Origin of the sequence: Pseudomonas sp. QTF5, from assembly GCF_000512695.2 — a bacterium.
Classification (GTDB): domain Bacteria; phylum Pseudomonadota; class Gammaproteobacteria; order Pseudomonadales; family Pseudomonadaceae; genus Aquipseudomonas.
Genome location: NZ_AZRW02000019.1, coordinates 37,159 through 62,183, shown reverse-complemented (window position 1 = coordinate 62,183; position 25,025 = coordinate 37,159). Strand labels below are relative to the sequence as shown.

Genomic DNA, 25,025 nt, shown 5'->3' with positions numbered 1-25,025 from the left:
ATATCTCGAACAATATAGTCATACAATAAGAGAACCGATCATGTCTGATAAGAAACCCACCCTGCGCTCCGCCCAATGGTTTGGCACCGCCGACAAGAACGGCTTCATGTACCGCAGCTGGATGAAGAATCAGGGCATCGCCGACCATCAGTTCCACGGCAAGCCGATCATCGGCATCTGCAACACCTGGTCGGAACTGACCCCGTGCAACGCGCATTTCCGGCAAATCGCCGAGCACGTCAAACGCGGGGTGATCGAAGCCGGCGGTTTTCCAGTGGAATTCCCGGTGTTCTCCAACGGCGAATCGAACCTGCGCCCCACCGCCATGCTCACCCGCAACCTGGCGAGCATGGATGTCGAGGAAGCCATTCGCGGTAACCCGATCGATGGCGTGGTGCTGCTCACCGGTTGCGACAAAACCACTCCAGCGTTGCTGATGGGCGCAGCCAGTTGCGATGTGCCGGCAATCGTCGTCACCGGCGGGCCGATGCTCAACGGCAAGCACAAAGGCCAGGACATCGGCTCGGGTACGGTGGTCTGGCAGCTCAGCGAACAGGTCAAGGCTGGCACCATCACCATTGACGATTTCCTCGCGGCCGAGGGCGGCATGTCACGCTCGGCCGGCACCTGCAACACCATGGGCACGGCCTCGACCATGGCCTGCATGGCCGAAGCACTCGGCACTTCCCTGCCCCACAACGCGGCGATTCCAGCGGTCGATGCACGCCGTTATGTGTTGGCACACATGTCGGGCATGCGCGCGGTGGAAATGGTGCGCGAAGATTTGAAACTGTCGAAAATCCTCACCAAGGAAGCCTTCGAAAACGCCATCCGGGTGAACGCCGCCATCGGCGGTTCGACCAACGCGGTGATCCACTTGAAAGCCATCGCCGGGCGCATCGGCGTCGAGCTGGACCTGGACGACTGGGCCCGCATCGGTCGCGGCATGCCAACCATCGTCGACCTGCAACCCTCCGGGCGCTTCCTGATGGAAGAGTTCTACTACGCCGGCGGCTTGCCCGCGGTGCTGCGTCGCCTCGGCGAAGCCAACCTGATTCCCAATCCGAACGCCCTCACCGTCAACGGCAAAACCCTCGGCGAGAACACCAAGGACGCACCGATTTACGGCCAGGACGAAGTGATCCGCACCCTCGATAACCCGATCCGCGCCGACGGCGGCATCTGCGTTTTGCGCGGCAATCTGGCGCCATTGGGTGCGGTGCTCAAGCCCTCCGCCGCGAGTGCCGAATTGATGCAACACCGTGGTCGCGCGGTGGTGTTCGAGAACTTCGACATGTACAAGGCGCGGATCAACGATCCGGAACTGGACGTGGATGCCAATTCGATTCTGGTGATGAAAAACTGCGGGCCGAAGGGTTATCCGGGCATGGCCGAAGTCGGCAACATGGGGTTGCCGGCCAAGCTGCTGGCTCAGGGCGTGACCGACATGGTGCGAATTTCCGATGCACGCATGAGCGGCACTGCGTACGGCACGGTGGTCTTGCATGTGGCACCGGAAGCCGCAGCCGGCGGGCCTTTGGCGGCGGTGAAGGAAGGCGACTGGATCGAGCTCGATTGCGCCAACGGGCGATTGCATCTGGACATTGCGGATGCGGAGCTGGCGGCGCGCATGGCCGATCTGCAGCCGCCACAGCAGTTGATCGTGGGCGGTTATCGTCAGTTGTATATCGATCATGTGCTGCAAGCGGATCAGGGTTGCGACTTCGATTTCCTCGTCGGTTGCCGAGGATCCGAGGTGCCGCGCCACTCCCACTAACACCATCAATCTAATGTGGGAGCGGGCTTGCTCGCGAAGGGGTCATCACATTCAACATTGATGTTGAATGATCCACCGCTTTCGCGAGCAAGCCCGCTCCCACATTTAATCCCCGTATGCTTCAGGACTGTGCTTGCTCTGGCGACCGTCCTCGCCGCGCCTGCTATCATGCGCGGCACCCCATCGCACAGGATCGCGCCGTTCCCCATGGATTACCGCAAACCCTCCGACCGCAAAAGCATGCACTCGCGCATCGTCCAGGAACTGGGCATGCAGATCGTCTCGGGACGGTTCAAACCGGACGACAAATTGCCCGCCGAAGCCCTGTTGTGCGAGGAGTACGCAGTCAGCCGGCCGGTGCTGCGCGAAGCCACGCGCGTGTTGGTCGCCAAGGGCCTGGTGTATTCCCGTCCGCGGGTCGGCACGGTGGTCAAGCAGCGCCGCGAATGGCACATGCTCGACCCGGATGTGCTGCACTGGCTGATGCAAAGTAGCCCGCAAAATGAATTCTTTGATTTGTTGACCAGTGTGCGCAGCATCATCGAACCGGCCGCGGCTGCGTTGGCCGCACAGTTCGCCACTGATGATGACATTGCTTCCATCGGTGAGGCCTACCAACGCATGGAAGCGGCGCCGACCCCGGAAGCCTTGCTGCAACCGGACCTGGATTTCCACAGCCGGATCGCAGACGCGACCCACAACGACTTGCTGGCGAACCTGTGCAACATGCTGTCGGTGGCGATTGCAGAAGCCTTGAAGCATTCCAACCAACGACCGAATCTGCATGAATTGGCGATGCCACGGCACAAAGCGATTCTGACTGCTATCGAGAATCGTGATGCATTGGGCGCGCGGCATGCGACGCTGGTGCAGCTGGATGATGCGCGCAGTGCGTTGAATGTGGTGCTGGGAACCGATCCCTCATAACCACCACAAATCCAATGTGGGAGCGGGCTTGCTCGCGAAGGCGGAGTGTCAGTCGACATCAATGCTTAATGTACAACCGCATTCGCGAGCAAGCCCGCTCCCACAAGGGGTTTAGTGTCGAATTTGAGATACAAAAAAGCCGCAACCAAGGTTGCGGCTTTTCTGTATCTGCCAGGGATCAGTGAGCAAACAACGAGTTGCCCTTCTGCCCTGCCAGTTTTTCCGGCTTGATCAGGAACCGCGCCAGCGCTGGCAGCAACCACAATGCGCCGAACATGTTCCAGAGCAGCATGAAGGTCAGCATCAGGCCCATGTCGGCCTGGAACTTGATCGCCGAGAAGATCCAGGTGCACACGCCGATCGCCAGGCACAGACCGGTGAACAGCACGGCTTTACCGGTGGACTTCAGCGTCTGGTAGTACGCCTCTTGCAGCGGCAGACCGGCACGCAGGAAGCTTTCCAGACGGCTGTAGATGTAGATCCCGTAGTCCACGCCAATCCCCACCCCGAGCGCCACCACCGGCAAGGTCGCCACTTTCACGCCGATGCCCATGAAGGCCATCAATGCGTTGCCGAGGACCGAGGTCAGTACCAGCGGCAGCACGATGCACAAGGTCGCCGCCCAAGAGCGGAAAGTGATCATGCACATGGTTGCGACACAGATGTACACCAGAATCAGAATGGTCAGTTCGGAGCGTTTGATCACCTCGTTGGTGGCCGCTTCGATCCCGGCATTACCGGCGGCGAGGATGAATTCCAGGCCTTCCTTGTTGTTGTCTTTGGCGAAGTCCTGCACCGCATGCACCGCACGATCCAGGGTTTCGGCCTTGTGGTCGTTGAGGAACACCAGCACCGGCGCCAGGGAGCAATTGTTGTTGTACAGGCCATCGGCACGGGCGATGGAGTTGTTCAGCACGTCCGGGTTGCGCGACAGGGTTTCCCATTTCAGGTTGCCCTCGTTCATGCCCTTGATCATCTGCTTGGACACGGTCACCAGCGAGATCGCCGACTGCACGCCCTCGGTGTTCTGCATTTTCCACATCAGCTCGTCGATCGGCGCCATGGCCTCATAACGCGAGCAACCTTCGGACTTGGTCTTGACCATCACCACCAGCACGTCGGAACTGGTGGAGTAGTTATTGATGATGAAGCTGTTGTCCTTGTTGTAACGCGAGTCCGGACGCAGCTCCGGCGCGCCTTGGTCGAGGTCGCCGATTTTCAGGTTCTGGCTGTACCAGAGGCCACCACCGAAAGCGATCAGCGCCAGGGCAATGGAAATCGGTGCGACTTTGGGGCTGGCGAAATTCGACAGCAGGCGCCAGAACGGATGCTCGCGGTGCGCGTCTTTCTTGCTGCGTTCGACCGCGCGTTTGCTGATACCGACGTAGGAAATCGCCACCGGCAGCAGGATCAGGTTGGTGAACACGATCACCGCCACACCGATGGACGCGCCGATGGCCAGTTCACGAATCACGCCAATGTCGATGATCAACAGCGTGATAAAGCCCACCGCATCCGCGAGAATCGCGATCATCCCCGGCAGGAACAGCTGACGGAATGTGCGGCGTGCGGCTGTCAGCGCGTTCTCCGCCTCGCTGGACTGCAAGGCGATACCGTTGATTTTCTGCACGCCGTGGGAAATCCCGATGGCGAAGATCAGAAACGGCACCAGCATCGAATACGGATCAAGCCCGAAGCCGAAGAAGTGCATCAAACCGAGCTGCCAGACCACCGCCACCAGCGTCGTGCTCAATACCGCCACGGTGCTGCGCATGCAGTTAGTGAACCAGTACAGCAAGATCAAGGTGATGACGAAGGCGACGCCGAAGAACATCACCACCATGACCAGCCCATCGATCAGGTCGCCGACTTTCTTGGCGAACCCGACAATGTGGATTTTCACGTTGGGGTTCTGGGCTTCGAACTTGTTGCGGATCTTGTCTTCGAGTTCGTGAGAGAACTTGCGGTAGTCCAGCGCCAGCAACTTGCCCTGGTCCTGCGGGTCCGGGTAGGACTCCAGCAGCGGGATATCGACGATGCTCGACTTGAAGTCGTTGGCCACCAGGCGCCCGACTTGCCCGGACTTGAGCACGTTGTTGCGCAGCAGGTCGAGGCTTTGCTGGGAACCGTTATAGCTCTGGGGAATCACTTCACCGCCGGCGAAGCCTTCCTCCGTCACCTCGGTCCAGCGCACGCTCGGGCTCCACAGCGACTTGAGGCCGGAACGGTCGACGCCGGAAATGTAGAACACCTCGTCGTTGATTTGACGCAGGGTCTCCATGTACTCCTTGGAGAAGATGTCGCCGTCGGTGGCTTCCACGGAAATCCGCACCGTGTTGCCCAGGTTCGCCAGATCGTTGCGGTGCTCCATCATTTTTTCAATGAATGGATGCTCGAGCGGGATCATTTTTTCGAAACTGGTGGACGGCCGGATCAGCGTTGCCTGCCAGAACAGGAAAACACTGACCAGCAGGCAGATGACGATGACTGCCGGGCGGTTGTTGAAAATCAGGCGCTCAAGAAACGTCGCCTTGTCCTGATGAGGAGTGCTTAAGGATGTCATAGACCCGCCTTCTTATTATTTGCCCGGCTCATTTGGACGACCCGTTTTTTCCATTCTCTGCGCCAGTGAGCGAAGTGACGCGAACGCCACCCTGTCCTGCCAGAATCAGATTGCCGTTGCCTGCCGCAGTCACCGCCGAAACGGAAATGCGATCCGGGCGGTTGAACACGCTGAAGGTTTCGCCGTCGTCGCTACTGCGAATGATGCTGCCGCCGTTGCCGACGATCACGATGGAGCCGTCATCGAGCAATGTCGCGCCGGACAGACCGAACTCCAGTGCGCCGCGTGCTGCCTTGAGTTCGACCTGCTCCCAAGTGCTGCCGAAATCCGTGGAACGGTAGAGATTGCCGCGCAACCCGTAGGCCAACAGCGTCGCCGGTTGAGCAGTGCCAATCACGCCGAACAGCGAGCCTTCATAGGGGCCTTCAAGCCTTTCCCAGGTCTGCCCATCATCGGCGGAGCGGAACATGCTGCCCTGCTCGCCAACGATGAAAATGCCGGATTCCTTGACCGCGGCAATGGCGTTGAGGTGGTACTGGTCTTCGTTGTCGAGGCGATCGCTGACGTTTTCCCAGTTTTTACCGCCATCGGTGGTTTCCAGCAAGGCACCATAAGCGCCCACAGCAAAGCCGCTGTTAACGTCCTTGAACCAGACGTCGAGCAGCGGCGATTCGCGTGTCAGGTCTTCGAATTGTTTGGTCCAAGTGATGCCGCCGTCTTCGCTGGCGAGGATCTGTGCATCATGGCCAACGGCCCAGCCGTGTTTGTCATCGACAAAAAACACCGCCGTCAGCAGTTGCCGGGTCGGCACCTTGGCCTGGGTCCAGGTCGCGCCCTGGTCATCGGAATACAGAATGTGCCCGCGATCGCCGACCGCCACCAGGCGTTTGCCGGCGTGTACGACATCGAGCATCAGGCCTTTGCTGGCCTTGGCGGATTCAACGGAATAAACCACATCGGTGGCCGACGCGGCAGCGGCCAGCGCAGGCGCCGACAGCACGGTACAGCCCAACAGCGAGAGCGCTGTAGCCAGCAACGCGAACCTGCGTAACGCCGGCGGGCGGCCAATACTCACACCCATGACAGGCTCACTCATAGACCTTCCCCCACATTATTATTGTTAGGTCGTTCAACCCTTCAGGGCGCCGTAAGGGGTGCTCATCGGGATTGACCTATTCAGGAGCATAGTCCTGAAACCCGCAATCCAGAGCCCCTTCGGAAGCTGGCTTATCCTATCGGGGTTTGGAAAGGTCTGACAATCGACACCACGTTATGTTTTGTTAACCTGGGGGTATGGGGTGAGGCTGAATGATTGGGTATCAGGTGGGGTGATTGGGCTTTGGGCTTTGGTGTACATATCCGTTTCTGCGGTAACGGCGGCTATTGGTTCCGCTCTTACAGCGGGTCACTTTGGAAAAGCGCCAAAGTAACCAAAACGCTTTNGGCCCGCCGCCATCGGCCATCCATGGCCGGGGGCGGCTAACCCGGCATCCATGCCGGGTTGCCCACTACGCAGAACCTCCTCTCGGCCTCTCGAGGGGGCGGTGCGTCAAGATCAACAACTGCAGGCGAGCTAACGCTCGGCCTGTTGAGTGAAGCAGAGTGGATGTGCTCTGATTTTTTGTGGGAGCTGGCTTGTCGGGTCGCCGCATCGCTGCGATGGCGGCCTGTCAGTCGACCAATCTTCCCCCGGATGTACCCAGTCCAACTGTGGGAGCGGGCTTGCTCGCGAAGCTGTTGATCTTGCCGTTGCTTTGGCTTTTGATCGTGATCTTGATCTGTTGCCCCTTTCCCAGAGGCCGAACGCAGGCGTTGCGTAGGGGGCACCGCGGCAAGGATGCCGCGGTAGCCGCCCCCGGCCATGGATGGCCGATGGCGGCGGGCCCCCGAAGCAATGCCGGAGTGAGGGCATGCCGAGCCTAGGCGAGGCACCGAATGGAGGGGCAAAGCCTTTTGGTTCCTTTTCGGCGTTTGGAAAAGGGACTCGCTGTAAAAGCGAAACCGCCAGCCGCCGTGACCGCAGAAACGGATATGTACACCATCAAAGAGCCCGGTCGGCTATCAGGCCGCCATCGCAGCGATGCGGCGACCCGACAAGCCAGCTCCCACAATTTGATCGGTGTACACCTGCAAGAGACAGGTCGGCTACCAGGCCGCCTTCGCGAGCAAGCCCGCTCCCACAGGGGTCCGTGTGAACCCTGCAGGAACAAGGCCAAACTCAGGCCAGGCTTTTGCTGACCACTTCGAACACGTCGCTGGACAGTTGCCCCGAAGCGCGAATCCGCTCCAGCTCACCTTTCATCAACGCCTGTCGAGCGCTGTCGTATTTACGCCAGCGAGTCAGCGGCGCCAGTTGGCGAGAGGCAATCTGCGGATTGAAGCCGTTGAGTTCAATCACCAGATCCGCCAGGAACCGATACCCGGAACCATCCGCCGCATGGAAGTTGATCAGGTTTTGCCCGGCAAACGCGCCGATCAGTGCCCGTACCTTGTTCGGGTTCTTGATCGTGAACGCCGGGTGTTGCATCAAGGCTTTGACCCGCTCCAGGCCACCCGGCAACGTGCTGCCAGCCTGGACGCTGAACCACTGATCCATGACCAGCGGATTGTCCTTGAAGTGTTCGGCGAAGGTCGCCAACGCCGTGGCTTTCTGCTCTTCGAACGGCGAATTCACCACCACCGCCAACGCCGTCAGACGCTCGGTCATGTTGTCGCTGGTGTCGAACTGTTCAAGGGTTGCCGCCAACACTTCCGGCTTGCCGCTGAGCATCAGGTACGACAGCGCAATGTTTTGCAGCGCGCGGCGGGCGAAATGCTCGGCTTCGGCCACATACGGCGTTTTCTTCGAGAGATCGCGATTGGCCTGATAACGCAGCCACAATGCCTCAAACAAGCCTTCAGCCAATTGCTTTCGGGCAAACTCGCGAGCCGTGTGAATGGCGTCGACGTCAGCCACTTCACTGATCTCGGTCAGATACGCCTCGCCCGGCAGCGAAAGCATTTCGGCGACCATCGCCTGATCCAGCGTCTCGTCGGACAGCACGGTACGCAGCGCTGAAACCAAACGCTGATCCAGCACCAGCGTTTCACCCTTCTGTTGCTGTTCGATCAACTCTTGCAGCACCTGCACCGACAGTTGCTGACCGGCATCCCAGCGGTTGAATCCGTCGCTGTCGTGCTGCATCAGGAACATCAGCTGATCGCGATCGTACGGGAAGCTCAATTTCACCGGCGCCGAGAAGCCGCGCAGCAACGAAGGCAGCGGCTTTTCAGCAATGTCGATGAAGGTGAAGGTCTGCTCGGCTTCAGTCACCGAAATAACCCGCGAGGTGCCTTGAGCACTGGCTTCACCAGCAAGACGCAGGGCAATCTCACCACCCTTGCTGTCCAGCAGGCCCAGTTCCACCGGAATCACGAACGGCAATTTTTCCACCTTGTCCGGGGTTTCCGGGCAGCTCTGGCGGAAGGTCAGGCTGTAGGTTTTCGCTGCGGCATTGTAGGACTCGCTTACCGCCAAACGCGGTGTGCCGGCCTGGCTGTACCAACGTTTGAACTGGGTCAGGTCAACGCCATTGGCGTCTTCCATGGCCTTGATGAAGTCGTCGCAGGTCACGGCCTGGCCGTCATGGCGTTCGAAGTACAGGTCGCTGCCTTTGCGGAAACCGTCAGCGCCAAGCAAGGTGTGGATCATGCCGACCACTTCCGAACCCTTTTCGTACACGGTCAGGGTGTAAAAGTTGGAAATCTCGATGAAGCTGTCCGGGCGCACGGCGTGGGCCATCGGGCCGGCGTCTTCGGCAAACTGATGGGTGCGCAGGTACGCCACGTCCTGGATGCGCTTGACCGTGGCCGAGTTCATGTCGGCGGAGAAGCCGGAATCGCGAAACACGGTGAAGCCTTCCTTCAGCGACAGCTGGAACCAGTCGCGGCAGGTCACGCGGTTACCCGACCAGTTGTGGAAGTATTCGTGGGCAACGATCGCTTCCACCCGTTGGTGCGCGGCGTCGGTAGCCGTTTCGGCGCGGGCCAGCACGGCGCTGGAGTTGAAGATGTTGAGGCCCTTGTTTTCCATGGCGCCCATGTTGAAGTCGTTGACCGCGACGATCATGAAGATGTCCAGGTCGTACTCGCGACCGTAAACCTCTTCGTCCCAACGCATCGACTTCTTCAGGCTGTTCATGGCGTGCTGGCACTTGTCGATGTTTTCCGGCTCGACATAGATGCGCAGCGCCACGGAGCGCTCGGTCATGGTGGTGAAAGTGTCTTCGACGCACCACAGGTCACCGGCCACCAGCGCGAACAGGTAAGCGGGTTTCTTGAACGGGTCTTCCCAGGTCGCCCAGTGCCGGCCTTCTTCGCCGGGACCTGAGGCAATCGGGTTGCCGTTGGACAGCAGCACCGGATAGCTGTGCTGCTCGGCAACCACCGTGGTGGTGAAGGTGCTCATCACGTCCGGACGGTCGAGGTAATAGGTGATCTTGCGGAAACCTTCGGCCTCGCACTGGGTGCAGAACATGGTGCCGGATTTGTACAGGCCTTCCAGGGCGGTGTTGGTTTCCGGGTGGATCCGGACGCTGGTGTCGACCGTGAAGCTTGTGTCGGTCGGTTGCAGGGTCAAGTGGTTCTCGGTGAGTTGGTAGTCGGCGGCGCTCAGTTCGCGATCGGCCAATGTCACCGACAGCAGCTCGAGTTGCTGACCGTCCAGCACCAGCGGCGGCAAGCCCGGGCCACGTTCAGGATTGCGGCGCATCACCAGTTGCGCATGGACCAGGCTGTGGTCCTCGAACAACTCGAAGGTCAGGTGCGTCTCGTCGATCAGGTACTCAGGCGCCTGATAGTCCTTCAGGTAGATCATCTTCGGTTGTTCGGTGCGCATGCTGGAATCCTTACTGATGCACGGCGAGCTGGTAGGCCGTGTATTTACGAATATTGATCACGCCGGTGTCGAAAATCAGGTATTGGCCCTTGATTCCCAGCAGCGTGCCTTCGGCAATCGGGTTCTTGTCCAGGTTGAAGCTGACAATCTTGGCCGGGTATTGCTCGATCGGATAGCGGATCTCGAGCGGTTCGACATCGGTAATGGTCTGGATTGCTTGTAGGCCAAATCGTTCCTGCAATGTTTGCAGGCCTTCGGCGCAGCTGTCGAACAGCTGATCGCGAACCTGCGCCAGGTCCACCGATACGGCATCGCCCTTGAGTAAAGCACGCCAGTTGGTCTTGTCGGCTACCTGGCTGCGGAACAGGTCTTCGACGAAGCCCGACTGCTGGCGGGTCGCAACGCGCATGATCGGCAAGGCCTGGCTGGCGCCCTGATCGAGCCAACGGGTGGGCAGCTGCGTGGCGCGGGTGATGCCGACCTTGATTCCCGACGAATTGGCCAGATACACCACATGATCGGTCATGCAGAATTTTTCGCCCCACTCTGGATCACGGCAGGTGCCGGCGTCGTAGTGGCAACGTTCCGGGCTCATGATGCAGAGGTCGCACTGGGCCAGTTTGGTCATGCACGGGTAGCAGTAACCCTGGCTGAAACTGGTTTTGGTCTTGCGTCCGCAATGGGTGCAGTGGATCGCCCCCAGGTATTCCAGGCGCACCGTGGTGCCGATCAACGGATTGACCGGCACCTCGGCGTCGCCCAGACGAAAAGCGTACTGAACGTTCGGCCCGTCAAGGCGCGCCGACATTTTGCTGATTGCACCGCGGCCAATCTCGATCAATGGATGGCATCCGATTTGAACAGAATGTTTGGCACTTCAATCGACTTCGACGCGCATTCCTGCGGGCCCATGTAGCCGGTGCGTTCTTCCTCGGGCAGGTTCTGGATTTCCCAGGCGATCATCGCTTGCAGGGACAGTTCGCGCTGCTCGGCGGTGAGTTTGCCACCGTCGGACCATTTGCCGATTTCCACCGCCAATTTCAGGCTCTGGTAGATATCCGGGGTGATGTTTTTGATCATTTCGTTAAAAGAGGACATCAAGGGCTCCGCGCTCTTTATTCATAACTGTTTTAGACGGCCAGTTTACGGCGGTTGTACAAACCGCCCAACAAACCGGTGAAGCATCCGATGAGTAACCCGCTGACGTGGGCCGCGTTGGCAATTTCACCGAAGCCGATCATTGAGACAAGCCCCGACAGGCACAGCAGCAACCACACCAGCATCATCACCAACACCCCTCGGGGCAGGCGATAAGCCGGGTTCGGCGACAGGACCTGGAAAATCCAGCAATGCCCGAGCAAGCCGTACAGCACCCCGGACAACCCGCCAAACAGGCTCGGGCCGCCGAAAACGAACTGGGCATAGTTGGACACCAGGCTGAACAGCAGCGTCAGGCCGATCAGGTTGATGCTGCCCTGACGCGACTCGATGCGCCGCCCCAGCTCCCAGTACCACATGCCGTTCATGGCCAGGTGCAGGATGCCGAAGTGGATCAGCATCGGCGTCACCAGACGCCACCACTGCCCCGCCGCCAGGCTGTCGGCCAATGGCGTGAAATGGATGTAGTCGCCGATCACACGAAAATCGAGGAAGGTCAGCCAGCGCATCGTCTCGAGGTTTTCGCCAAGCAGGGTCACCATGGCGACGATCAGGCTCAGCAACAGCACCAACGCCGTAGCCTTGCTGTGACGCAACTGTTCGGCGAAACCCGGACGCTGCCGCGTTTGCTCGATCGGGATATCCAGTTGCTGATCGGGGTCGCCCGCCGGAAAGCGTTCGTACAATGAGCGCACGTCTTCGCTGATGTTGGCCGGCACCCACAGCACTTGCTCGCCCGCTTCTTCGCTGACCCGATGGGGCACTTGCATGCGCTGCAGCAGTTTGACGAACCCGCTCAAATCCACCGCCAGAGGCAGACGCAATACCGCCACCGCCGTCATTGCAGCACCTCCGGCCGCTCGACATCGACCCAGACGAACTTATGCGGGTCGAGACGGGTTTCCTGATCCAGACGATAAGCGACCAGTTTTCCGTAGAGCACCGCGCTGTAATCCAGGCACGCCAGGTTCGGGCGGATCGGCGCCGGTTTGCCGCTGCGCCAGTAGTGGCCGACGAACAACAACGGCTCATCGACGCCGTAGCGCAGCAAGTTGTCTTTTTCGGTGGACGACAGTGGCGTGCGGGCTACCGGCTCAGGCAAGGCGTCGGGCTGGAACACGATATCTCCGTAGGTTTGCGGGTCGTCTTCCCAGAACTTGGTGCGGAAAAACGAGCGCGTCAAGCCGTCGCCGCTGGTCATGGTCAACCCATGGGGCAAACGCATGTCGGTGCCGCGCAACAGGCGATCGAACACGGTGCAGGCAAAACTGCCTGGCACCGCGGAGGCCTGGAGGAAGTGCTCATCGATGCAGCCGTCGGGGAACAACCCGCGCAACGGCTCGATCAGGCCGGCATCCCAGCAGGCATGCACCACCCGGAAACGCCCGGCATCGACGAACAATGGCAGCTTATAGAACCATTGCAGGAAGTCATGCCACTCCGCGGGATGGTCTTCGAACTGGGTCAGGGTTTCCTTGAGCAGGCGCGCGTGGCGTGGCGTATGTTCACGCACGAACTGCTGGCCACTGCCCGGTAACGCCGGCGTGCTCCAGCCGAGGGCGTTGAATTCATGGTTGCCCATGATGCACAGCGCCTGGCCGGCCTCGACCATGTCGTGGACGATGTGCAGCGCCTCGCGAATCCGCGGGCCGCGGTCGATGATGTCGCCGAGGAACACCGCCATGCGCGACGGATGCCGCCAGACACCCGCCTGTTTGTGGTAACCGAGCCGGTCGAGCAAGTGCTCAAGGGTCAGAGCGCAACCGTGCACGTCACCGATCAGGTCGTAGCTACGCGCGGGATCGAGCATCAGTCGCCTCCACCACCCAACTTGCTGCCCCAGCCGAGCTTGGTCCGGCAGACCTCATAGTAGTTGTGGTCCAGCGGATGAATCAGCCGCAGCTTCTGCGCTTTTTTGCTGATGGTGATGGTGTCACCGGGCGCGCAGGTGAAGTGATTCTGCCCGTCACAGGAGACTTGCGGGTAAATCTGCATATCTTTGGACACGACGATTTTCAGCTCACTGTTGCCATCGACCACGATCGGCCTACCTGACAAGGTATGGGGGTACATCGGCACAATCACAATAGCGTCGAGCTTGGGATGCATGATCGGGCCGCCTGCCGACAAGGCGTAGGCGGTCGAACCGGTCGGCGTGGCAACGATCAGGCCGTCGGCCTTCTGGCTGCAGACGAACTGGCCGTCGATGTACAACTCGAACTCGATCATCCGAGTCGATTTACCGGGGTGCAGCACCACATCGTTCAGTGCATCGCCTTGGCCGATGGCTTCGGCGTGACGACGGACTTCGGCTTGCAGGAGGAAGCGGTTTTCCACCAGATAGTGGCCGTCGAGCACTTCGGCGACTTTGACTTCCAGCTCATCGGGACGAATATCGGTCAGGAACCCCAGGCTACCCCGGTTGATGCCGAGCACCGGAATATTGTGCTTGGCCAGCGCCCGGGCGGCGCCCAGCAGGCTGCCATCACCACCGACCACAATCACCATGTCACAGACTTCACCGAGCATCTTGCGCGACGAAGTTTGCAGGCCATGGCCCGGCAGGACTTCGGCGATGGTGTCTTCGAGGATCACATGCAGGTGACGATCGAGCAGAAACCGTTTCAGTCGGCGGACGGTATCCAGCACCTGAGAACTGCCCAGGCGACCGATGATGCCGATATTACGAAATTGCTCCATGGGGCTCCTATTGGGACGCGGAGGGCCTGCGACGGCGAAAAACACGATTATGGGCGAAAGCGCGGCGTAGACAAAACCCTTTCAGCTACGACGGTGCGCTCGCGTTTCGGGCTATGCTCGCAAGATGATCCTATTTCCAGATTTGCTCCAGTTACCCCACCAGTTGCGCCACCCTGAAGTGCGCGACCTGGCTTGGGTCATCCTCGCGCCGCCGATGCTCAGCGTCACCCCGTGGCCGCAGCGTCATCCGCTGGCCGGCAGCGACTGGGTGCAGGCACCGGAGCGCCTGGAACACTGGCTCAGGCAACTGGATCGCGACAGCTACGATTTGCTGCACTGGCTGGCCCAGGCCAGAACCCGGCGGCTGGGTCTGTACTACGAGCGACTGTGGCAATACGCCGTGCGGCACGCGCCCGGCATCGAACTGATTGCCGCCAACATGCCGATCCGCCGTGAAGGCCACACCTTGGGTGAGCTGGACATGCTGCTGCGTGATCGCGATGGCGTGCATCACCTGGAACTGGCGATCAAGCTCTATCTTGGGCCACAGAACGGTGACGGCCATGACTCCGCGCAGTGGCTCGGACCGGGTTGTCATGATCGGCTGGACCGTAAACTGAAGCACCTGAGCCAGCATCAATTACCGATTTCCGCGCGGGCGGAAAGCCGTGCAGTGCTGGCGTCGCTGGATATCCAGCAGTTCAGTGCGCATCTTTGGTTGGGCGGCTATCTGCTCTATCCGTGGCCGGGACAGTCCGAGTCCCCCAGCGGCGCGCACCCTCAGCATCTGCGCGGTAGCTGGCTGCATCAGAAAGACTGGGCGGACTTTGTCGTGCAGCGCCCGTTCGGTCGCTGGCAACCCCTGCCCCGCCATGCCTGGCTGGCGCCGGCGCACTATCCCGAAGAGCAAACCTGGAACGCTGAACGGCTGAATGCGTGGCTGAGCGATCTGGACCCGCTGGCACCGGCGCAATTGATGGTTCGGCTGACAGAGAATGGCGAAGGAGATTGGGAGGAAGCCGAGCGGTTGTTTCTGGTGTCCGATCTTTGGCCGAATGTGCCGGGTAATGGATGAATTTTGTGGTGAATGGACCGGCCCTATCGCGAGCAGGCTCGCACCCACACGAGATCGACTGATTGCACGAAGATCCCTGTGGGAGCGGGCTTGCTCAAGAAGACGGCGGAACAGTCAACATTGATGTTTCCTGATACACCGCTTTCGCGAGCAAGCCCGCTCCCACAGGGATTGTGGCTGACCACAAGAATTAATCAGCGCCACGTAAACGGGTCATAGCTTTTTATGCTGCTCAACCCACAGCGCATACGCATCGATGAATTTCTGCAAGAACGGCCTGACCGACTCTGACAACTTGCCCGCCTCGTCGAACGCTGAACCGGCACCGCCCAGATAGGCTTCCGGCTGCTGCATGCACGGCACATTGAGAAACACCATAGACTGGCGCACGTTATGGTTGGCCCCAAACCCGCCCACGGCGCCCGGTGAAACGCTGATCACCGCACCCGGCTTGCCGTTCCAGGCGCTCTTGCCATAGGGGCGCGAACCCACATCGATCGCATTCTTCAACGGCGCTGGCACCGAACGGTTGTATTCCGGAGTCACGAACAGCACCGCGTCGGATGAGCTCACTTGTTGTCGGAAAGTACTGTAGGCTGCCGGCGGTGAATCGCCATCGATGTCTTCGTTGTAGAGCGGCAAATCACCGATTTCGATGATAGTCAGCTTCAGATTGGCAGGCGCCAGTTCGGCCAGCGCCAGCGCGACCTTGCGGTTGATTGATGCTTTTCTCAGGCTGCCGACCAGAACGGCGATCTCGTAGACGTTGCTCATGGAAGATTCTCGACTGTCCGATGGGAAGAGCTTCTAGTTATAGATGATCAAATGACGATTCAACCAGTGGGCGACGGAAAAACGCCGCCCCTGACTATTTTTTTCCTGTAGGAAAACTTACCTCGCCCAACCACGGTCTACAGAACCGCAAATTGAGTGATTTATCTCCAGAGGTTCTAAGCAGATGGCAGCAGTACTCATCGGTCAGTTCCATGCAAGAGACGCGGAAGGCCGCGTTTATTCCGTGCATGAGTTCCAGGAATCCACCCCGTCGCACGACGGCCTTGCCGGCTCGGTGCCTGTCACCACCTATAAACTGGCCATTGGCGACCGGATCAACAAACTCGACGACAACGAATTTGTGCTGGTGCAATCGGGCGTCACCCTCACTCGCGAACCTGAAACGAACGTGGCCTCATAACCCGCTGTTATGAGCAGAAGTCATATGCGCGCACTTGAGTTAGGATTCAGTGACTGACTCCCTCACCTGCTGAACATGGACTTCACGCATGCGTTTACGTCATATCGAAGTGATCCAGGCGCTCCTGCAGACCGGCCATCTGGGCACCGCCGCCGAATGGCTGCAGCTGCCGGTGGCCGAGGTCGAACGCACACTGCGTGACGCCGAGGATCAGTTGGGTTTCATGCTGTTTGCCAGCGTGCGTGGTCGCCTGCAAGCCACACGCGAGGCGCGGGAGCTGCAGGTCGAGATCGCCCACGTCTACGAAGCCCTTGAGCCGGTCCAGCGACTGGCCAGCAGCCTCAAGCAATACTTGGCCCCGCCCCTGCGAATCATCTGCACCCCGCCTTTGGCACAACACCTGTTGCCACATAGCATTGCGGCCCTGCGCCGACGCCTCCCCGACGCACCTTGCACCCTCCTGAGCCAGCCGACTCGGGAGATTGTCAGAAGCCTGCTGCTGCGTGAAAGCGATCTGGGCCTGAGCCTGCACGACCCGGACCACGCCGATATCCATTGCCAGGTCATCGCTCAAGGCAAGCTCCAGCTACTGGCACCCCATGGCTGGCTACAACCGAAACAGAAGTACATCTCGCTGCAGGACCTGGCCGGTCAGTCGATGGTCGGCCTGGAAGGGCACGATCCGTTAAGCCCGGCGCTGGACAACAAGCTGCATGCGCTGCGCCCAGCTCCCGTCATCCAGACCCGGGTCCAGACTCATCAAATGATGCGCAGCATGGTCGAGGCCGGTGAAGGCCTGGCGATCGTCGACCCGTTTACCGCCCTCGGCGCCAAATCGGCCGGGCTCGATGCCTGCCCACTGGCGCCTGCCGTCCCGATCAGCGTCTATGCCTTGAGCCTCAAGAGCGTCGAGCCCTCTTCGGCGGTTCAGGCGTTGCTGGACATCATCACGGAACAAGCCGTGGCGATGCTGGCGAGCTGAGCGGGTTTTCCAGCGGATTATCGAACAACCGGTACCAGAACAGTGCCACCTCGGCGGTGTTCGGGTCGATCCCGCGATAGCGCAGATGATCGATCCCGCCGACCGTGTAACCGCAACGCTCATAAAGTCGACAGGCGCTCAGGTTGTTGTTCTGGGTTTCCAGCATGATGCCCGGCAGTTTTTTCTTGCGACTCCAGAACTGCGCCACGTCCAGCAACGCCTTGGCCACGCCATGGCGACGCGCCGGAGCATGCACCGCCAACTCATCGATATGGGCGAAGCCGTTCCAGTTGGTGCTGACCACCAAGTGACCCACCGGTTCATCATCCAGATAGGCCATGAAAATCGCGCTGTCAGCGGCATCGCGAAAACTGCTGAATTCCTCGGGATCGATGCCGTAGCACTTGCGATACGGTGTGATCGGCGTCACCGGCCACTGCGCCACCGGCTTACCGATTTGCGCGGCACCATAGGCGGCGACTTCAAAACTGAAATCACTGCCCCAGATATAAGCCGCAAATCCCTCATCGGCGACACGCACCGAGAGGCCCGGGTATTTGGGATTCATGACTGGTTGCATACTCGGAAAGGTCCTCATTCCTTGATGCAATCGACGGTGTAATGCCGTCCATTGCCCTCGTCTTCGTGTTGCAAGCCATGCACATCTACGACAAATCCGGGGAAGCTACTGTCGAACGTACGGGCAAACTTAAGATAATCGATGATCGAACGGGTCGACTCGGTGAAACGCTCGCCGGGCATGATCAATGGAATCCCCGGCGGGTATGGCACCAGCATTACCGCTGCGATCCGCCCGTCCAGAGCATCGATCGAAACAGCTTCAACTTCCCCGCGTACCAATTGATCATAGGCGTCAGCCGGCTTCATGGCGACTTCCGGCAGCACTGTGTACATGCGTTTGAGGTGTTTGGCCGTGGCGTTGCTGCGATAGCAGGTGTGCAATTGATCACACAGATCGCGCAGGCCCATGCCTTGATAACGGGCAATATTGGGTTGCGCCACACACGGCAGGCAGGTGGTCAGGCTGACATTGGCGTCGTAACTGCGCTTGAACTCCAGCAACTCGGTCAGCAGCGTGCTCCATTTGCCCTTGGTGATGCCCATGGAGAACAGCACCAGGAACGAATACAGACCGGTCTTTTCCACGACCAGCCCACGTTCCCAGAGGAATTTGCTGACCACCGCCGCCGGAATCCCCCGCGCGCTCAGGGCACCGCCCGCAGTCAAACCCGGCATCACCAGCGTGACCTTGATCGGATCGAGCAGCACATAGTCGTCGGTCACGCCGCCAAAGCCGTGCCAATCGGCGTCAGGTTGCAGCAGCCAGTCTTCGGTGACCACCTGTTCGATGCGTTCCACCAAGGGTGGCTGCCAGATGGAAAACCACCAGTCATCGGCGGCGATATGCTGGCGCAGATTGGCCAGGGCCCGGCGAAAGCTCAGGGCCTCGTCGAACATTTCCTGCAACAGCGAACGACCTGCCGGCCCTTCCATCATCGCCGACGCCACGTCCAGCGAAGCGATGATGCTGTACTGCGGCGAGGTCGAAATGTGCATCATGAATGCTTCGTTGAACCGGTCGCGATCCAGTTGCCGGGCTCCACCGTCCTGAACGTGAATCATCGACGCCTGACTGAACGCCGCCAGTAATTTGTGCGTGGAGTGCGTAGTGAACACCAACGGGCTGTCTTCGCTGCGGGAAGTGCCCATGCCGTAACGACCGGCGAAAAACTCGTGAAACGCCGCGTAGGCGTACCAGGCCTCATCGAAATGCAGCACCTCGACGCTGTTGCCCAGGCTCTGCTTGATCAGCTCGGCGTTGTAACAGAGACCGTCGTAAGTCGAGTTGGTCACCACCGCCAACTTGACCTTGGGCTCACGGCCCTGGGTCAGCGGACTGGCGTCGATCTTGGCCTGGATCGATTCGCGACTGAATTCGCTCAACGGAATCGGGCCGATGATCCCCAGCTCATTGCGCTCCGGGCACAGGTACAACGGGATCGCGCCGGTCATGATGATCGAGTGCAGCACCGACTTGTGGCAGTTGCGATCCACCAGCACCAGATCATCACGGGCCACCATGGAATGCCAGACGATCTTGTTGGCGGTCGAGGTGCCATTGATCACGAAAAAGGTGTGATCGGCGCCGAAATTGCGCGCGGCTCTCGCTTCCGCCTCGGCCAGCGGGCCGGTGTGATCGAGCAGCGAACCGAGTTCCGGTACCGACACCGACAAATCCGAACGCAGGGTGTTTTCCCCGAAGAACTGGTGAAACGCCTGCCCCACCGGGCTCTTGTGATACGCCACGCCACCACCATGGCCGGGGGTGTGCCAGGAATAATTGGAGTCGGCGGTGTGCTGCACCAGCGCCTTGAAGAACGGTGGCAGCAAACCATCCAGATACTTGCGCGCCGCGCGGGCGACCTGACGCGCGAGGAAGGGCACGGTGTCTTCGAACAAATAGAGAATGCCGCGCAGCTGATTGAGCTCCGCCATGGCATCGGCCGGGGCATTTTCCAGGGTGACCTGCTCGCCCAGGGCAAAGATCGGCAGGTCCGGCGCCCGAACCCGTGCCAGGCGGATCAGCTCGGCCATGTTATGCAGAAGATGAGCATGGGTGCTGGCGTCTTCGGCGGCAATCAACATGCAGGCGAGGCCATGATGGGTCGAGGCGACCAGACGTCCCTCGGTGTAATCCACCGCAGAAACAATGCTGAAACCTTCCTGCTCCAGTTCCCGCGCAATACCACGCACACGATCACCGGCAACGGTGTCGGCCTTGATGTCGCGGTGGACGATCAGGACCGGGAATTTCAAATCTTTATACATGGGGGCTCGGTGTCCTGAGGCGGCAGACCGTGGCCTGCCAATAACCTCAGGGTAGAGGGTTGGAGCGCATGTGGCGAGGGGGATGCCCTGAAGCGGGTCGGCTGATGCACCATGCTGAAGCGAGAGAATGTGAAGTAGAGATGAACTCTTGTGGCGAGGGAGCTCGCTCCCGCTCGGCTGCGTAGCAGTCGCAAACCCTGCAGAGCGGTGTCACTGGAAGACCGCAGGGAGCCGCTTCGCGACTCAGCGGGAGCAAGCTCCCTCGCCACAAAAGCACTTTCGCTTTTTATCTGCGATTTACGCCTGAGCCTTGGCCTCAGCCAATTGCTGCCACAGCGACGGAGCGCCGGCGGATTTGGCAATGGCTTCAAGGCGCGCGATGTGCTGGGCCAGATCTTCTTCACTGGCGCGGATGATCCGGGCCGGCTGACGATCGGCCGGCAGACGACGGATCTCCGTGGCGGAGTTGTCCGCGCCTTCACCTGAACCATTGCCATCGGATGCATTCCCGGCCAGCGACAGGCTGGTCTGCCCACCCGTCATGGTTAAGTAAACGTCGGCGAGAATCTCGGAGTCGAGCAAGGCGCCGTGCAGTTCACGGCCTGAGTTGTCGACGTCATAGCGCTTGCACAAGGCGTCGAGGCTGTTGCGCTGCCCCGGGTGACGCTCCCGAGCCATCATCAGGGTGTCGAGGATCGAGCAATGTTGCGTGATGTCCGCACGATCGTGCCGGCCCATCAGGGCGAATTCGTTGTTGATGAAGCCAACGTCGAATGCCGCGTTATGGATGATCAGCTGCGCGCCCTTGATGAACTCGAAAAACTCATCGGCCACTTCGGTGAAACGCGGCTTGCCCACCAGGAATTCGTTAGTGATGCCGTGGACGCCGATGGCGCCTTCGTCACTCTCGCGATCCGGTTGCAGATAAACGTGGAAATGCCGGCCGGTCAGGCGCCGACCGATCAACTCGACACAACCGATTTCGATAATCCGGTGGCCGTCGGTCACCGGCATGCCGGTGGTTTCGGTATCGAGTACAACGGATCTGGTGGCCATCAGTGCTCAGCTCTCAACGGGTCAATCGTGCAAAAGCGGCGATGTTAACACGCTCGCCGGGGTCTTTCAGATACACCGTGTTGTGCTCATCGCGAGCAGGCTCGCTCCCACTGATCGTTCCCACGCAGAGCATGGGAACGATCAGTGAAGGGTCTAGGCTTGTTTGTACCCGCGCACTTCATCCACGCCACGGTTGGCCAGTTGGTCAGCCCGTTCGTTGCCGTGATGGCCGATGTGCCCGCGCACCCATTTCCAGGTGACGTTATGGCGATTGACCTGCTCGTCGAGCAGTTTCCACAGGTCGGCGTTTTTCACCGGTTCCTTCGCCGCGGTTTTCCAGCCGCGCTTCTTCCAGTTGGCCATCCACTCGTTGATGCCTTTCATCACGTATTGGGAGTCGGTCACCAACAGTACGTCGCAGGAGCGCTTGAGCTCTTCCAGGCCACGGATGGCGCCCATCAATTCCATGCGGTTGTTGGTGGTGTTGGCTTCGCCGCCCCAGAGTTCTTTTTCAACGCCTTTGCACACCAGCAACGCGCCCCAGCCGCCGGGGCCAGGGTTGCCCTTACAGGCGCCATCGGTGAAGAGTTCTACGCTATCGCTCATGCCAATCTATCCAGAAAATGCGGTGGCTCGCCGATCGGTGACCGACGATGCCCGAGGCCGGGGCGAACCCGGCCGGGAGTATAAAAATGTGTATTACGGTTCGAGGTGACGACGATTGACCTTGGCCATCGGCAACGGAATCAGCTTGCCCATCGGTTCGCGCCGCTCCTGACGCACCGGCCGCAGGCCCACCACGATCTTGCGCGCGACCAATAAATAGAAGCCACCACCCGACAATTGCCAGTCACCGGCCTTGCGCTCCCAACCGGCCAGACGGGACTGCCAGGCGGGCGATGCAAGCGGCGGACGATAGCATCCGAAGCGGCGTTTCTCCAGCGCGAAGCCCAGCAGGTTCAGCCAGTCAGCGACTCGCGACGGCGAAATGCAGCGGGCCTTGCGCAGCCCATCGTGAGCGAATACATGACGCAAGCCCCAGCTGCTCCAGGGATTGATCCCGATAATCAGCAGATGCCCGCCAGGCCGCACGCTGCTCGCCGCTTCGCGCAGCAAACCGTGGGGCGACAGGCAGAAATCCAGCCCATGCTGCAACACCACCACATCGGCGGCGTGCTCGCTCAAAGGCCAGGCCTGCTCTTCACAAACGATCTCGACCCCCGGCAACGGCGCACCGAGCCGCACATTGCGCTGAACCTGCGGCGCCGACGGCGGTGTTTGCGCCGAAGGGCCGTAATGCACCAGGTAGCCGCCGAAGAAGCGCCCCAACTCGTCTTCGAGCATGCGGCGTTCTTCGTCCAGCAGAAATTGCCCGATGGGCCCGGACAGCCATTCACGGGCCGCGCTGATCAATGTCAGCCACTCAGGATCGGCCTGAGCGAACGCTTTATCGGTCATTGCATTCTCCAACGCGCCAGGAAGTTCTAAGATGCGCCAATGTTTTCCGCTTGGCGAATCCGACGATGATACAGATCAGTGCCCTGCCTGCCTTCACCGACAACTACATCTGGTTGTTACAAGACCACAGCACCCAGCGCTGCGCCGTGGTCGATCCGGGCGATGCCGCACCAGTACAAGCGTGGCTTGCGGCGCACCCGGGCTGGGTGTTAAGCGATATTCTGATCACTCATCACCATCATGACCATGTCGGCGGCGTCGAGCGGCTGAAAAAAGCGACAGACGCGACAGTCTACGGCCCGGCCAGCGAAAGCATCCCGGCGCGGGACGTGGCACTCAAGGACAATGACCGTATCAGCGTACTGAGCTGGGACTTCGACGTTCTCGCAGTGCCGGGCCATACCCTCGGGCACATCGCCTTTTATCACCAGGGCCATTTGTTTTGCGGCGACACCCTGTTCGCCGCCGGTTGCGGACGGTTATTCGAAGGCACGCCCGAGCAAATGCATCACTCGCTGAGCCGCCTCGCGGCGCTGCCCGAAGACACGCTGGTCTACTGCACCCACGAGTACACCCTGAGCAATCTGAAGTTCGCCGCAGCGGTCGAACCGGGCAACCCCGATACCCTCGAACGACTGGCCAAAGTCACCCGGCAACGCGAAGCCGCAATCATGACGTTGCCTTCGACGCTGGCACTGGAAAAGCTCACCAATCCGTTTTTGCGTACCGGCGAAACATCCGTTAAAGAAAAAGTGGACGAACGGAACGGAACCGATAACCGGGCTCCGAGTGCGGTTTTTGCTGCACTGCGAGCGTGGAAAGATACGTTCTAAGCGGCCTGCCCGATGGTACAAAAATTCCGGATGGTTGACCGCAAGGGGTGCGCTTTCTAGAATCGCCCGACATTTTTGCCCGGAACTTACTTCCAGCCAATGTCGTCACCTATTCGTAAAGCCATCAATTCAGACGCATTGACCCGCTTGGCTCAAGCCATCGCGGTGGCTGTGTCCGCCACTTTGGCGGGCTGTTCCAGCCATGTGCCGCAGACTGAAGCGACACACACTCCGAATATCGCCGCGCGAGCCAAGCAAAAGCCCATCTGGCTCAGCGAAAAACCAACACCGCAAATACCACAGGACGTCTGGGAGCGCATGCGCCAAGGCTTCCAGTTGCAGGACAACCTGGGCGTCAACCCGCGCATCGAGCAACAGCGCCTGTGGTTCGCCAGTAACCCGTCCTTCCTCGAAAACGCCGGAGAACGCGGCAGCCTCTACATTCACTACATCGTCGAACGCCTTGAAGAACGCAACATGCCGCTGGAACTGGCGCTGTTGCCGGTGATTGAAAGCGCCTACAACCCAATGGCCTATTCCCGGGCCAACGCGGTGGGTCTTTGGCAATTCATTCCTTCCACCGGGCGTTACTTCAACCTGCGTCAGACCCGCTTCTACGATGGCCGTCGCGACATCACCGCCTCGACCACTGCGGCCATGGATTACCTGACCCGCCTGCACGACATGTTCAACGGTGACTGGCTGCTGGCCCTGGCGGCCTACAACGCCGGCGAAGGCACGGTCAGCCGGGCCATCGAGCGCAACGAACGACTCGGCCTGCCGACCGACTACTGGAACCTGCCGCTGCCAGCGGAAACCCAGGCCTATGTGCCGAAGTTGCTGGCCCTGTCGCAAGTGGTATTGGCGCCTGAAGCCTATGGCGTGAACCTCAACCCGATCGCCAACGAACCGTACTTCCAGGTTGTCGAAATCAACCAGCGCATGGACCTGTCCAAGGTTGCCGCGGTGGCCAACATCGACGAAGACGAACTGTTCCAGCTCAACCCGGCCTTCAAGCAGCGCACCACCATCGACGGCCCCCAGCATCTGTTGGTGCCAACGTCCAAGGCGCAACTGCTGACCGCCAGCCTGTCGACCATGCGCCCTGACGAGCTGATCAGTCAGCGATCGCTCAAACCAGTATTCGAAGGGGCAGACGACAGCGAAATCGCCAGCCTCAAGCGCGCCTACCGGGTCAAACGCGGTGACAATCTGGGCACTATCGCCAAGGCCAACAAGGTCGACATCAAGGATCTGCAGCGCTGGAACAAGCTGACCGGCAAGGATCTCAAAGTCGGCCAGACCCTGGTGATGCAGGACACCACCAAGCGTAAATCCGGGCGCGTCAACACCGTGGTCGCGGCGAACAGCAAAACGAGCGGCAAGGTAACCAACAAGACGCAGACCCAGTACAAGGTCAAACAAGGCGACTCGCTGTACATGGTCGCCAAACGCTTCAACGTTGAAATGCAGCACCTCAAGCGCTGGAACCCCCGGGTTGGCCAGGCGCTGAAGCCGGGGCAGATGCTGACGGTGGCTTCGCCGAATTAAGCTGGTTCAGGCAATGGGGGCTTT

21 protein-coding genes are annotated in these 25,025 nt (G+C 60.0%); 7 read left to right on the top strand and 14 right to left on the bottom strand.

Annotated elements, in window-relative coordinates; all coding sequences use genetic code 11:
* The first annotated feature begins 40 nt into the window (after positions 1–40).
* A complete protein-coding gene (locus tag IC37_RS16450) occupies positions 41–1,777 on the top strand; it encodes an IlvD/Edd family dehydratase (RefSeq protein ID WP_030130504.1) in 1,737 nt (578 codons plus the stop codon).
* A gap of 207 nt (positions 1,778–1,984) precedes the next feature.
* Entirely contained in the window at positions 1,985–2,704 is a 720-nt protein-coding gene (locus tag IC37_RS16445) for a FadR/GntR family transcriptional regulator (RefSeq protein WP_030130505.1), read from the top strand.
* Between the two features lie 178 nt (positions 2,705–2,882).
* Here IC37_RS16445 and IC37_RS16440 read toward each other — a convergent pair whose 3' ends face one another.
* From IC37_RS16440 to IC37_RS16395, 8 genes are all read right to left on the bottom strand, one after another.
* On the bottom strand, positions 2,883–5,267 hold the full coding sequence (locus IC37_RS16440; protein ID WP_030130506.1) for an RND family transporter: 2,385 nt from the start codon (positions 5,265–5,267) through the stop codon (positions 2,883–2,885).
* A gap of 28 nt (positions 5,268–5,295) precedes the next feature.
* Positions 5,296–6,363: a YCF48-related protein gene (locus tag IC37_RS16435; protein ID WP_030130507.1), complete on the bottom strand. Its 1,068-nt coding sequence runs from the start codon at positions 6,361–6,363 to the stop codon at positions 5,296–5,298.
* A 1,122-nt stretch (positions 6,364–7,485) separates the two neighbouring features.
* On the bottom strand, positions 7,486–10,143 hold the full coding sequence (gene pepN / locus IC37_RS16420; RefSeq protein WP_030130392.1) for an aminopeptidase N: 2,658 nt from the start codon (positions 10,141–10,143) through the stop codon (positions 7,486–7,488).
* A 10-nt stretch (positions 10,144–10,153) separates the two neighbouring features.
* On the bottom strand, positions 10,154–10,984 hold the full coding sequence (locus IC37_RS16415; RefSeq protein ID WP_030130393.1) for a DUF2797 domain-containing protein: 831 nt from the start codon (positions 10,982–10,984) through the stop codon (positions 10,154–10,156).
* On the bottom strand, positions 10,981–11,241 hold the full coding sequence (locus tag IC37_RS16410; RefSeq protein ID WP_019579318.1) for a YeaC family protein: 261 nt from the start codon (positions 11,239–11,241) through the stop codon (positions 10,981–10,983). Before IC37_RS16410 ends, IC37_RS16415 begins: the two co-directional genes overlap by 4 nt.
* Before the next feature lie 32 nt (positions 11,242–11,273).
* Positions 11,274–12,143: a rhomboid family intramembrane serine protease gene (locus IC37_RS16405; RefSeq protein ID WP_030130394.1), complete on the bottom strand. Its 870-nt coding sequence runs from the start codon at positions 12,141–12,143 to the stop codon at positions 11,274–11,276.
* Positions 12,140–13,114: a metallophosphoesterase gene (locus IC37_RS16400; protein WP_177409406.1), complete on the bottom strand. Its 975-nt coding sequence runs from the start codon at positions 13,112–13,114 to the stop codon at positions 12,140–12,142. The genes IC37_RS16405 and IC37_RS16400 overlap by 4 nt, the downstream gene beginning before the upstream one ends.
* On the bottom strand, positions 13,111–14,001 hold the full coding sequence (locus tag IC37_RS16395; RefSeq protein ID WP_030130396.1) for an NAD(+) kinase: 891 nt from the start codon (positions 13,999–14,001) through the stop codon (positions 13,111–13,113). The genes IC37_RS16400 and IC37_RS16395 overlap by 4 nt, the downstream gene beginning before the upstream one ends.
* A gap of 124 nt (positions 14,002–14,125) precedes the next feature.
* On the opposite strand from IC37_RS16395, the gene IC37_RS16390 reads away from it, so the two are divergent.
* Positions 14,126–15,076, top strand: a complete 951-nt coding sequence (locus IC37_RS16390; protein ID WP_030130397.1) for a DUF1853 family protein — start codon at positions 14,126–14,128, stop codon at positions 15,074–15,076.
* 213 nt (positions 15,077–15,289) lie between these two features.
* On the opposite strand, the gene IC37_RS16385 is transcribed toward IC37_RS16390, so the two are convergent.
* A complete protein-coding gene (locus tag IC37_RS16385) occupies positions 15,290–15,850 on the bottom strand; it encodes an NADPH-dependent FMN reductase (RefSeq protein WP_030130398.1) in 561 nt (186 codons plus the stop codon).
* Between the two features lie 184 nt (positions 15,851–16,034).
* Between IC37_RS16385 and IC37_RS16380 the strand changes: the two genes are divergently transcribed.
* The gene (locus tag IC37_RS16380; protein WP_030130399.1) at positions 16,035–16,271 is read left to right on the top strand and encodes a hypothetical protein; all 237 of its coding nucleotides are present in this window, start codon (positions 16,035–16,037) and stop codon (positions 16,269–16,271) included.
* Between the two features lie 88 nt (positions 16,272–16,359).
* Positions 16,360–17,253, top strand: coding sequence for a LysR family transcriptional regulator (locus IC37_RS16375; RefSeq protein ID WP_030130400.1), 894 nt, complete (start codon positions 16,360–16,362; stop codon positions 17,251–17,253).
* Here IC37_RS16375 and IC37_RS16370 read toward each other — a convergent pair.
* The 5 genes from IC37_RS16370 to IC37_RS16350 form a co-directional block, all read right to left on the bottom strand.
* The gene (locus IC37_RS16370) at positions 17,219–17,833 is read right to left on the bottom strand and encodes a GNAT family N-acetyltransferase (protein ID WP_030130401.1); all 615 of its coding nucleotides are present in this window, start codon (positions 17,831–17,833) and stop codon (positions 17,219–17,221) included. The genes IC37_RS16375 and IC37_RS16370 overlap by 35 nt on opposite strands.
* A gap of 14 nt (positions 17,834–17,847) precedes the next feature.
* Positions 17,848–20,103, bottom strand: coding sequence for an Orn/Lys/Arg decarboxylase N-terminal domain-containing protein (locus IC37_RS16365; protein WP_030130402.1), 2,256 nt, complete (start codon positions 20,101–20,103; stop codon positions 17,848–17,850).
* Between the two features lie 297 nt (positions 20,104–20,400).
* Positions 20,401–21,159: a DNA polymerase III subunit epsilon gene (dnaQ, locus tag IC37_RS16360; protein WP_030130403.1), complete on the bottom strand. Its 759-nt coding sequence runs from the start codon at positions 21,157–21,159 to the stop codon at positions 20,401–20,403.
* Positions 21,160–21,312: 153 nt separating this feature from the next.
* A complete protein-coding gene (gene rnhA, locus IC37_RS16355) occupies positions 21,313–21,765 on the bottom strand; it encodes a ribonuclease HI (protein ID WP_003180633.1) in 453 nt (150 codons plus the stop codon).
* A 93-nt stretch (positions 21,766–21,858) separates the two neighbouring features.
* The gene (locus IC37_RS16350; protein WP_030130404.1) at positions 21,859–22,617 is read right to left on the bottom strand and encodes a class I SAM-dependent methyltransferase; all 759 of its coding nucleotides are present in this window, start codon (positions 22,615–22,617) and stop codon (positions 21,859–21,861) included.
* A gap of 65 nt (positions 22,618–22,682) precedes the next feature.
* Here IC37_RS16350 and gloB point away from each other — a divergent pair, with 65 nt between their 5' ends.
* Positions 22,683–23,450: a hydroxyacylglutathione hydrolase gene (gene gloB, locus IC37_RS16345; protein ID WP_030130405.1), complete on the top strand. Its 768-nt coding sequence runs from the start codon at positions 22,683–22,685 to the stop codon at positions 23,448–23,450.
* Positions 23,451–23,549: 99 nt separating this feature from the next.
* A complete protein-coding gene (locus IC37_RS16340; RefSeq protein WP_030130406.1) occupies positions 23,550–25,001 on the top strand; it encodes a transglycosylase SLT domain-containing protein in 1,452 nt (483 codons plus the stop codon).
* Positions 25,002–25,025: the final 24 nt, after the last annotated feature.